Source organism: Candidatus Villigracilis sp. (assembly GCF_057083605.1).
On record NZ_JBXMTI010000032.1, the window covers coordinates 21,628 to 32,375 of the forward strand.

12 protein-coding genes are annotated in these 10,748 nt (G+C 44.8%); 2 read left to right on the top strand and 10 right to left on the bottom strand.

All coding sequences use genetic code 11. The features are described from left to right. Window positions 1-2: 2 nt before the first annotated feature. Complete coding sequence (locus tag AC14M5_RS04980) at window positions 3-401, top strand: M67 family metallopeptidase (RefSeq protein ID WP_484028536.1); 399 nt, start codon at window positions 3-5, stop codon at window positions 399-401. A gap of 157 nt (window positions 402-558) precedes the next feature. Beyond that, window positions 559-1,242, top strand: a complete 684-nt coding sequence (locus AC14M5_RS04985; RefSeq protein ID WP_484028537.1) for a glycerol-3-phosphate acyltransferase — start codon at window positions 559-561, stop codon at window positions 1,240-1,242. 106 nt (window positions 1,243-1,348) lie between these two features. Here the strand turns inward: AC14M5_RS04985 and AC14M5_RS04990 are convergent, their stop codons facing one another. From AC14M5_RS04990 to AC14M5_RS05035, 10 genes are all read right to left on the bottom strand, one after another. Then, window positions 1,349-2,479, bottom strand: coding sequence for a glycosyltransferase family 2 protein (locus AC14M5_RS04990; RefSeq protein WP_484028538.1), 1,131 nt, complete (start codon window positions 2,477-2,479; stop codon window positions 1,349-1,351). A 20-nt stretch (window positions 2,480-2,499) separates the two neighbouring features. Then, window positions 2,500-3,018, bottom strand: coding sequence for a polysaccharide biosynthesis C-terminal domain-containing protein (locus AC14M5_RS04995; protein WP_484028539.1), 519 nt, complete (start codon window positions 3,016-3,018; stop codon window positions 2,500-2,502). 109 nt (window positions 3,019-3,127) lie between these two features. Beyond that, window positions 3,128-3,751 (bottom strand): hypothetical protein, encoded by a 624-nt coding sequence (locus AC14M5_RS05000; protein WP_484028540.1) that lies wholly within the window; start codon window positions 3,749-3,751, stop codon window positions 3,128-3,130. 179 nt (window positions 3,752-3,930) lie between these two features. After that, window positions 3,931-4,887, bottom strand: coding sequence for a class I SAM-dependent methyltransferase (locus AC14M5_RS05005; RefSeq protein WP_484028541.1), 957 nt, complete (start codon window positions 4,885-4,887; stop codon window positions 3,931-3,933). 327 nt (window positions 4,888-5,214) lie between these two features. Next, window positions 5,215-5,835 carry a hypothetical protein gene (locus AC14M5_RS05010; RefSeq protein WP_484028542.1) on the bottom strand — a complete coding sequence of 207 codons (621 nt, stop codon included), beginning with the start codon at window positions 5,833-5,835 and terminating at the stop codon, window positions 5,215-5,217. Between the two features lie 69 nt (window positions 5,836-5,904). Further along, on the bottom strand, window positions 5,905-6,570 hold the full coding sequence (locus tag AC14M5_RS05015) for a GNAT family N-acetyltransferase (protein WP_484028543.1): 666 nt from the start codon (window positions 6,568-6,570) through the stop codon (window positions 5,905-5,907). Between the two features lie 144 nt (window positions 6,571-6,714). Further along, complete coding sequence (locus AC14M5_RS05020) at window positions 6,715-7,194, bottom strand: hypothetical protein (protein ID WP_484028544.1); 480 nt, start codon at window positions 7,192-7,194, stop codon at window positions 6,715-6,717. A 756-nt stretch (window positions 7,195-7,950) separates the two neighbouring features. Continuing rightward, complete coding sequence (locus AC14M5_RS05025) at window positions 7,951-8,409, bottom strand: nuclear transport factor 2 family protein (RefSeq protein WP_484028545.1); 459 nt, start codon at window positions 8,407-8,409, stop codon at window positions 7,951-7,953. A 214-nt stretch (window positions 8,410-8,623) separates the two neighbouring features. Further along, window positions 8,624-8,839 carry a hypothetical protein gene (locus AC14M5_RS05030; RefSeq protein ID WP_484028546.1) on the bottom strand — a complete coding sequence of 72 codons (216 nt, stop codon included), beginning with the start codon at window positions 8,837-8,839 and terminating at the stop codon, window positions 8,624-8,626. A 369-nt stretch (window positions 8,840-9,208) separates the two neighbouring features. Then, on the bottom strand, window positions 9,209-10,558 hold the full coding sequence (locus AC14M5_RS05035) for a putative sensor domain DACNV-containing protein (protein WP_484028547.1): 1,350 nt from the start codon (window positions 10,556-10,558) through the stop codon (window positions 9,209-9,211). Window positions 10,559-10,748: the final 190 nt, after the last annotated feature.

A 10,748-nucleotide genomic window follows, 5' to 3' on the forward strand; every position in this document is an offset into this window, starting at 1 on the left:
CAATGCAATCCCTAACACTTACAAAAGAACAACTTCAAAAAATGATCGCCTATGTCGATTCACATGCGCCATTGGAATCATGCGGGCTTTTGGCAGGGCGCGATTCAAAAGTGGAGAAAATTTTGTTCGTGCAGAATCAGGCTCAAAGTCCGGTACGATACGTGATGGATCCCATCGAGCAGTTACGCGCCTTTGAGTGGATCGACTCCAATGGAATGGACTTGCTCGGCATCTTCCACTCGCATCCAACTGGACCTGAAACTGTTTCGCCCGCTGACGTCTCAGAGGCCGCCTATGCAGTTGTGCATGTCATCCTTGCTCGCGTGGGGAATGAGTGGCCCGCCCACGGCTATTGGATCGAAAAAGGCAGTTTTCGCGAATTGACCTTGCAGGTCTTGTAAGCAACCTTATTTGATATTCTGTGTTTTTATCACTATGTTTCGTCATTGCGAGGAGGGTGCTTTTCCCGACGAAGCAATCTCATACTAATGTTAGGGATTGCTTCGGGCAAGATCAAAGGCGCCCTCGCAATGACATAATTCCACTGGAGGAGTTTTGATGCAAACTGTAATAGACCTTGCGGTTATCTTGTTGGCTTACGTGTTTGGCTCGATCCCATTTGGATTGTTGATCGTTAAACTAAAAACAGGAAAAGATATTCGCGAGGTGGAAAGCGGCAGGACTGGCGGAACGAATGCCATGCGCGCCGCAGGGTTTTGGGCGGGGTTTGCAACTGCCATGCTGGATATATTGAAAGGCGCGGGAGCCGTATGGGTGGCGAAATGGATCACACCTGCAGAATGGGTGCATGTGCTCGCTCCACTCGCCGCGATCCTTGGGCATAACCATTCGATCTTTTTAGCTGAGCGCGATGAAAACGGAAAGCTCATACGTTTGCGCGGTGGTGCGGGCGGAGCACCATCCGTTGGCGGCGCCATGGGGCTTTGGTGGCAGTCGATCTTGATCATTCTTCCGCTCGGTATGTTGACCTTCTTCTCAATCGGCATTGCTTCCATTACAACCATGGCAGTGGCAGTATTCGCGATTATCATTTTCGCTATTCTGGCCGCGCAGGGAGTCCTTCCCTGGGCTTACGTCTGGTATGGCGTTGGCGCAGAGATATTGCTCATCTGGGCACTGCGCCCCAATTTGAAGAAATTATTCGAAGGCAATGAGCGGATCGTGAAATATAGTCTGAATGGATGGTTGAGAGCGAGAAAAGAGGGGAAAGAGGGTCAGTGAGCAGCGAGCAGTTATCAGTAAAAAAATTAATCAGTTGATGGAAACAAAAAGAGACTGTTTTTGGCAGTCTCTTTATTATTTGACAACTCATTACAGGTAGATGACTTTATTTATCATCAGCGCGATAACGTCTGAGAAAACCAATTAGCGTAAGATATAGCCTGCGAATAATCCTTATATTCATAATATATTCATGGGTTCTCCAAGTCAGCGTATTCTTTATCAAATTCAATTCAGCCTGAAGGCGTCTGGTTTTTTCAGTTATTTCTGCAAGATTATCCAAAGTTCCAATTAATTTTGAAGTGTCTATACCGGAGGGTGAATAAACTAGTTGACTCCCATCCTCTTTCTGATAATGAGTGAGCAAGAACTCAGTCAATTTGTTGGCATGTGACACGCGCACATCCAACACCAGTTGAATTGCCGCTCGCAGCTTCCTGTTCCATTCTTGCAAATCTGCGCACATCACCTTCCAAACAGAACCCTGTTCAGTTATTCCATCCGCCACAGGGACTCTCAAGGATTCAGGCATCAGGCCTTCTGTTGCAAATAAACGTCTCCAGAGTTGGAACTCAAACGCTGCATCATACGAGTCATCATGCCAATTGGCCTTGAAATGCAGGCAGGTGGGGGTGCTGACATAAGCAAAATTCTTTTCTCCGCCGCCTTTAATAATTCTTACCCACATATCCCAATCAGCGGCGCTGGGCAGTGTATCATCCCAATATCCATATTTGGCAAAACATTCACGCCGATGAATAACACATCCTGCTGGAATCTCATTCCGTTTCTTATTCAGAAAGGCTTCGAGCATAGGAGAAAATTCAAGGTTAAATGTGCCAGGTACAATCATCCCAAATGGGATTACCCAAAGCGGACGGCTGTAGGCGATCTCAATATTCTTATCTTTGAATGCTGGAAGCAGCAACTCCAAATGATCCGACATCCATAAATCATCATGCGCCATGAAAGCGATGTATTCGCCGCCAGCAGACTTCAAAGCTATATTGCGGTTTGCGTAACCAAAACCTGGGGCTTTGGGCAAGTCAAACCAGCGGATTCTGGAATCGACAAAGCCCTGAACGGCATCTGCTGTGTTGTCTGTGCACCCATCGCCGACGATCAGCAGTTCAAAATCCTGAACAGTTTGGGCTAGTACAGATTGAATTGCGAACGGCAATACATCCGCCCGATTATGGGTTGGAAGTAAAACACTGACCAATGGGTGGTTCTGCAAACCTGGCTCCGTGTTCAAATTTATCCGCCGCGTGGATTCTCAAACTTATGAGGGATTTGATCCGTATCCACTGGCAGGCGATACTTATCTGGATTGGCATGATCATATTGAATGGTCGGGAAATTAACGGCTACAACGTCCTTGCTGCCAATATTACGATCCGCATGCCAGATCCCGGCCGGTATGTTCATTAACCGCCGTCGCCGTTCTGAAAGCACGATCTTGGATACGAGTCCATTTGTAGGCGAATCGGGGCGGACATCGTATAACACCACTTCCATATCCCCGAAAAGGATGAAGTAGCGGTCTTCATGTTTCTTGTGAATGCCCCAACCTTTTATGATCCCGGGCCGAACCGTAAAACAATAGGCAAAGACCAGTGGGTCATTCGTCCATCCCCAGCGGGGATCGAAAAGCTCGCAGACTTCTCCGCGATCGTCCACTTGCGTAGGCACATCATGAAAGGTCACCCCAAACGGTACTTGCTGTATGGATTCTCCGTCAGGTGTTACGGTTTGTTTATCTTGTATGGGTTCCATTGGCTTATCTCCTTTAGTATTTAATCTCTCATCCCCACTATACCAATGTTTTGATTAAATTATCATCTTGACTTTCAAAATTTTTCGTATGATGTCATCAGGTGGATTCTTATTTGCAGCACTGAAACCAGATGGCCGCATCTGAAATCTCTCCGATTTTCTCTCTGCCATCCGGGCAGGTATCGGGGAAGGGAAAATTGTTGTTCAGGCACTCGGTACACGGAATGATCTGAGGACAAACGTCGCGTATATCTGTATATCTTTTGTTTTCCTCCCTGCATGTATTACAGGAAACACACGGAGGGCAACTTAATTTTTTAGTCTCTATATCTTCTTCACAAACATCACAAGCTTTGCATTCAGGGCAGAGTTTATAGCGCTCTTCTTCGCTTTCAAAATCATTGAGATACTTATTTTGGCAGGCCTGACACGGGCCATAGCATTCAGGACAGGATACGTTCGAAGAATATTGATCCTGGCATTCCTGGCAAGCTCCATAGCACTCGGGACAAACTTCTTGAAAGTCGTTGTACTCTGTTTGGCATTGCTGATATTCAGCGCAAGATGGACAAATATCCGGGTGATTTAGGTCCACCAGCCAGGCCACACCGCCAGCCTTTTCGCATTCTTCAAATGTAATCTTTCGGGAACTATCCGATTTTAGGTAAAAGGCGGCGAATCCAATACCTAAAAGGAACCCTACTCCCAAGAATAGAATAATTCGTTTCTTCATCACTTTGCCTCCAGTCTAAATCTGCTGCACAACAGTTTGCAAATATTGTCCCTGTAAGGATTAACGGCGGTGGCTTGATAGTCCCCTCACCAGCTCTTCAGTCCAAGCAGCACATTACGCCGCTTCCATCCAGGCTTCCTGGTCATTTTGCACTCTCGAAACCTGATATGGCAACATATCTAACGGGTAAGCCACTTTTTAACTGGCGCAACAACTTTGAGGTAAAACTTACGCACAAGAGAAATATTGGTGATGAATTCGTACATTTTCCATATTGAAGTGCTCTTGATATTCTTTAATTTTTCCTGGGTATCATTCAAAGCATTTTTCGTCTCGCCCAGGAGGCTTTGGGTAACATCCAGGGCGATAGTGACTTTTAGCAAATCGTTTTGAAGAGAATCTACATCAGCTTGTTGTTGATTCGTTTTGATACTGCCCACATTGTTGGCGGTGGTCTGAATTAATCTCTCCAACAAGCGTTCATGAAAGTCATCAGATGAAATGAGACGCAATAATTGGATGTGATGTTCTTCGAAAAATGGATATTTTTGGGATAATTCCAGCATCTTCCATTGACGGATGAGATCAGCACTGGGATAAAGATCAGAGAGATGAGCCAGGTGGTCGTCTTTACTGATGATGCCGCATCCAAAATCACTATCCAGGGTGACATAATTAAGCCCTTCGGTAAAGAGAACCACATCCAAATAGGCGGCAAAGGTGAGGCCACACCATGCCCCGGGAATAAACTCTGGCACCGTATAAGCTGCACTGGGCGGGAGACAATCGTGAATTAAGACGACCCCATTACTTTTGACAAAATTCAAGCCATATATGATGTCTCGAAGGGAAGCCGCATAGGTGTGAAAAGAATCGATGAATACAAGATCGAATTTTTCCCCAGTTCTCGCAAGTTTGACAAATAACTCCTCGCCAGATTCATCCTCTGTAGAATAATCAATCAGTTCTCCATCCGAAAAATCGGACAGGCGTCTATACATAACTCGTACCCGCCGTGAGAATTGCTGCTTATCTACATGCGAGAACGTTCCTCCAGTAGTAGGCGTGCATATTTCGAGGTAAGTTGTGTATCCATACCTCTTGGCCAATAAGCGGGCTATTTCGTATTTATGCATTTCCTACTCCGTTTACATGATTCTAAAGTTTAAGCCCAGTGCCCGTATACAAAGCAAGAACAATGAAGACAAAACATAAGTAATCATGGTTGAGAGGTTGAAGGCTATCTGCAACAGGGTTTCCATAAATTCAACTTGCAAGATCAATAGTCAGTGGGCGCAGAAAAAAAACTCAAAGCCAGTAAAATACTAGAAAATGGCGGCGAATCCAATGCCTAGAATGAACCCTACCCCCAAGAGCAGAAAAATTCGTTTCTTCATCGCTCCACCTCCAGTCTACATTTGCTGTACAGCAGTTTGCACAGATTGGCCCGTTAACACACTTTATTAGCCCAAACCTACAATGGCTATTAATTTGTTGATCAACCAATATAATGCCCATATTACTAATACTAACCAAATTATCCCTACTCCTACAGATGACAACATACTATCCTGATCAAATTGCTGGTCAAGTTTGGCCCAGACATCGAAGGAGATATGATGATTTAAATGTTTTCCTTTTGCTTCCAATTCAGAGATTTTTTCCTGGTGTCGTTTCCATATTTTATAAGTCGAAGTAAACTCGGGGTCACTCTCAAAAATGATGACTTTCTTATCCTTGATTTTTTGATGAGTATTAGACACCAGCCAGGCGCCATCGGTAAAATTCGTATAAAATTTACATCCTAACCCATAGATATAGGCATAGGTGGCGTGGGTTTGGGAGGCAAATATGAGATGAAAAGAAGTGATTCGAAGCGGAGATTGAATTTTAATGATTTCATTCCCCTTGAGCATTGCTAAATAAACAGGGAAAAATAGTAACAAACTAAATGGATAAATGATTTCTTGATGCAAGCTGGAGAATTTGAACCCTTCATTTTCAAGAGTGGCGATTTCTGAAGCCAATCTCTTTTTTAATTCATCAGAAATTTCTTTGTCGTATACAAGTTTGTAGGAAGCCAAGGCTTTTTCTCCTATAGAACTGGCGGAGGGCTGACGGTTTGCTGTGCGGTATCAGACAGATTTTTTGCCTTAAGCCGCCTTCTCTAATACAAACTCATCAAACAAATGAACCAAACCCATTTTACTCGCCAAGGCAGCAGAATTAATATTTTCTACATCGTGGCTATAAAACGGAATAATTCCTTCAGATTGCAAACTGCTTGCCCATGCCATGACTACTTGTTGAGCAAGTCCTTTCCTTCGATGGTCGGGGTGAGTAAATACCCATGCTTCTGCGGATTTGGAATTTTGCCGAGATGAAACACAGGCTGATATTATCTTCCCTTCCTGCTCGATTGCATAGACTTTATCAGCGAGTCCATTAAAGCCAAAAGCTACTACTTTGGGATTGTCTTGACTAAAACATTTCACATTGCCAAAATCCACACTAGCGAAGTTATCAGGAAATATATAGGTTTTTGAATGTCCTGATGTAGTGCTGATTCCAAATGAGTTAAACAATTCAACCGCGGATTCTATTTTGAAGGATTGTACATCGCATACAGTTAACTTGCCGCGCAATTCTAACGGCAATGAACCATCAAAGTAGATGATTTTTTGTTCATCAGAAGTGCAAGCAAGAAGAACGAGTGGAAATTCATCAACATCTGGAGAAGCTCGCGTTATGAAATTACCTTCGCCTGTTTCGATGCCTTCGAGTTCCATTTGAAAGTGTAAATAATCAATCGGCTTCATGGTTAATCGTTTTCTATGAGTGGAAGGTGTCTGCCTAACGATTTGCCTTGACATCTGTGAACGGGCATGGACTCTGTTTATGAGCAGAAGAAACTCGAAACTAGAAAAATGCTTGAAAATTCACAGACTGTGCTACATGCGGTGTTAGACCATTTTATGCCCAAAGAGGATTTCATTATGCTGGTGATAATCGCTCTCTGAGTTGTACCAGATGATGACCCAGCATTTAGGCCATCCCAGAAAATTCATCGCTCCATATCTCGTGTTTCCATCACGCACACTCAACTCCCCTGCTCGATATTCGGCAATCAACGGTGGAAGTGATAATGGATTTGAAAACGATCTTGCCAACTTACTGGTGCGAGCAACCCAGTGATCCTTATCGACCACGTATTCCATTCCCGCTTCCGTTCCAACTGCTGGAGACAAGTCAGTAAGGTTAACTTCAATCGGCCCATTCCACCAGCGTTTTTCTCGTTTCAAACCTTCTGAAAATTCTAGATTTGACTTCCCACCTCTTCCAGTCAAAAGGTATTTGTGAACCCACTCCTCGATTTTTCCTTCCCTGGCCCATTTTTGCGCAGAGCAGGTATCGAATTCCAAGAGTCTGATTTCTTCTTCCATGCTTACTTCGTTTGACTGCATCAATTTTCCCTTCAAGGATGAATAGGCTTCATTCCCACCACTTCATATCAGGGGTAAGCAATAGCGCCTTCTCCTTTTCTGATTTCACCCATGCCGCAACCTGATCCAACATTAGTTCAATATCTACATCAGTTGTGTCAATGATGTTTACTTGCCATCTTTCATCGCTTTGTTTCCGGTTGACCCAACAATTATAGGAATGTTCAGGCGGTCCATTTCCAATAACAACATGCTGTTCTCATTGCGGATCCCAGGCATGCATTCGGTGCCAGGATGCCCAGTTGAGAACATCCTGTGTTGGCGGCCATTTGGGATCAAAACCTCGTTTTCGCATCCGCTCAATTCGGACCGGGTCACTGCAATCTAAAAGGCAAGCTGATATCCCTGACAGCTTTCGAGCCGAAGGACAAGCCAGAAGCTCTCCCAAAGGAGAATGGCTGGTAAGTAGAAAGTCTCGACCTTCCTGCTGGTGGTTTAGCGCGAGTTGAACCCATTCCTCCAATTGTTGACAACGGACATACTCATCTGTCATTTTTCTCTCATCGCAATCATGACAAACGAGATTTTCCAGTTGTGAAGACAGGTTCTTTATTACCGTGGATTTCCCTGATGCTGCTGCGCCGCTTACTAAGGAAAACATTGTTAGGCCACCTTCATATTTAATTTATAGGTTATTTCTGATTATTCAGCCTGTCCATACCCGTAAGGTAGCGCCAAGGGCAACTCGCGTATTGTCTATTTCAAAGCGATATTAAAGAAATAAACCCGCTCTCCGCTAAATAGCTGTTGCTTGGGATCCCATGGGAACAGGATCAGCACATCGAACTCAACGGACTGACCATTCGGGGGAGGCATATCCAGCCACTGGGATTGATATGTGGCCGTAACATGTGCTTCCTCAAATACACCTTGAGGGCCGATGACAATATGCTGCATGTCGAAATGAATATTGGGAAATGCCCCAAGCAGTTGTTGATAGAACTGCGTTGCACCCTCCTTGCGATGCCAGCTCACACCACTATTTGCGACGGTATAAACGCAATCTTCGGTGAGCGTGGCCATCAAGCCGGGGATATCACGCGAGTCCTCGGCTATGGAGTGATCAATCCAAAGTTGACGGATCATCTTGTATTCATCGGGGTCAACTTTTCGGCGAAGTTGCCGGACAATGGCAGAGTCGAGTCTTGATTTCATTCGTGAAATTCTCCTTGACTTATCCGGGTGAATTTCTATATAACATACTATGAACAGATTTTACTCTTACTTCCCATACATCTTTTTTATCTAAGGCACGAAGTGATCATAAAAGAAGCAATCTACATCATAATCAGGCTTCCCGTTCCAAACAGGTTTGACACCAAACGCCCAATAACCAAAAGTCAATTTTGATTGACCCAAGACAATTGACTCAAACACTCAGGAAGTATTTAGCGAGCAGGATCAATCCAGTGACGAGGATGAATTGAAAGGCAATAATCAGCCAAAATGCGACTGGTTGCGTTTTGCGGAAAACGCTCAATGCAGGGCTCTCTTTGCCTGCGGATATGGAGGTCTTGCCTCTCCAGATCTGATAGACGATTATGACAAAACCAATGCCACCAGCAATTAACAACCAAGTGTTCATTACAATCTCCTCAGGGCTACTAATAGATTTCGCGGGGAGGTAGCCCTGGGCTCCTCGCGGTAAATCAAGAGACAACCACGATTTGCAAGACAAACGCCCAACGGATTGCGATATCATTCCCTTTAGGGAACATCGTCCCCGAAGGTGTTCTTCCCGAGCGGGATCGCGGATTTGCCCTACGGGCTGTAGCGCTGGGGCGAGCGTGGACTCTGCTTGGGAGCAGAAAAAACTCGAAGCCAGGTCCCTCTCCAAATACGATCAACTTGCCCTTCATCCTTTTCCAAATCTTAATTGCGTATTTGGGGAGGGTGTCCGCATCGTCCCCGTAGGGGGAAGGACGGGTGAGGCCAGTGCACGATTTGTTAGGCGTCATCTACTTCCCGATCGCTTGTTTTTCCGAGAGATAACAAAGTCGTCAAGTTGCAGACGAATGTTCTCCCACATGACAACTTTGTTGCCAAGCTTTGCAATTGCGCGAACATCACCATCTTGCGATACTACAAAGCCGATGCTATTGTCAGTGCGTGCGCAGTATCGCATCATCGACCTATGGCGAGTTCCATAGTGATGATAATCAACGCGTCGAAGCCCTTTTGGGCTTCCCAAGGGGCCGGAAGCAATATAGATAGAGTCTAATTCATCTGCGAAGGTGATTTCCACTCCGAAACCGCGCACAGACAAATCTGGTCTCAGTAGGACAAGCCCATCAACACGAGATAGCAGAGAAACGAACCAGATACTGCCATCAATCTCGCTACGGCTATCGAGAAGATCAGCTTCATCCACCTCCTTGCGGAGATAGATATCAATAGGAATTGATGTTCCATATTGAGACACATGATCTTCAAAGATTTGATCATCAGCATCAGTGCTTCGGATTTGCAGTAAGGATTGCCTTTGCAGAGCTGTTGTCAAGCGGCGGTAATCTATCTGATATTTGAGATTTAAACCCGTTCCAGATAAGTCTGGTGTGATAAGGAATGCTCCACCGTGACGATAATTCCTTGCTCGAAGGAGTAAACGGCATAGAACTGTTATCCAGTTGTCTTCCAAGGATGAAACCCAATGGCTGCGTTTTTCAAATATTCCATCGGGAAGTACTTTTTTTACAGCTTCTACGTATTCTGATATTGCTGGCTGGAGCTGCAAACGAATTGGGCCTTTACGTAGAACATCGCTAGTTCGATTGATTAGTGTGCCAATACGAAGTTCAGCAATTCGCTCATAGCCTAAGTATGCCACTAAGTGACCAACGCCGAGAATACTTGCTTGGAAAAGTCCTGGCCTCTCTGGACCAGATTCTGAGTCGTAGTTTAGAAAGTCGTGATAACGATTACCTTGATCAACCAGACCCCACATATGCAGTTGACCATTCTGATTTGGAAAAACGACAAATGAAGATGTGCGTGGGTCTGATGCGCGCGCGATTTTCACCAAATCAGTCACGCTAAACAAGATAGGCTCTGAAAATGGGACGAAACTCCAGCGATCATTAACAACTCTTTCTGGTGGTTCAGGGTCTGGATTGGCTGGGTCAAGATAAATAATATGGCAGAAAACAGACTGACTCTCCTCAGTTCTGAGGCTGGCAAAATATAGCGTTTCAAAAATAGTAGCTACTTGTTCCAGCGGAGGACACGGAGACTTTCGTTGCCGAAGTTCCCTACACAGCGCATCAGCAAGATCGTAAGGCTGTTTGTAAGTTAAGATCATATTCATTGACACCTTTACGGGATAGACTTTAACGGATGTACGTTCTCATATGTTATGGGGTTCTGCCATAACGCCCAACGAGACTGTCGAAAAACCCCTAGTTCGAAAAATGTTCTTAAAAATCTCCCACAACAGACTAAAAAATTGCCAAAATGTTGCCAAAGTGTTGTGCGGAACACCAAAAACCAGACGCCTT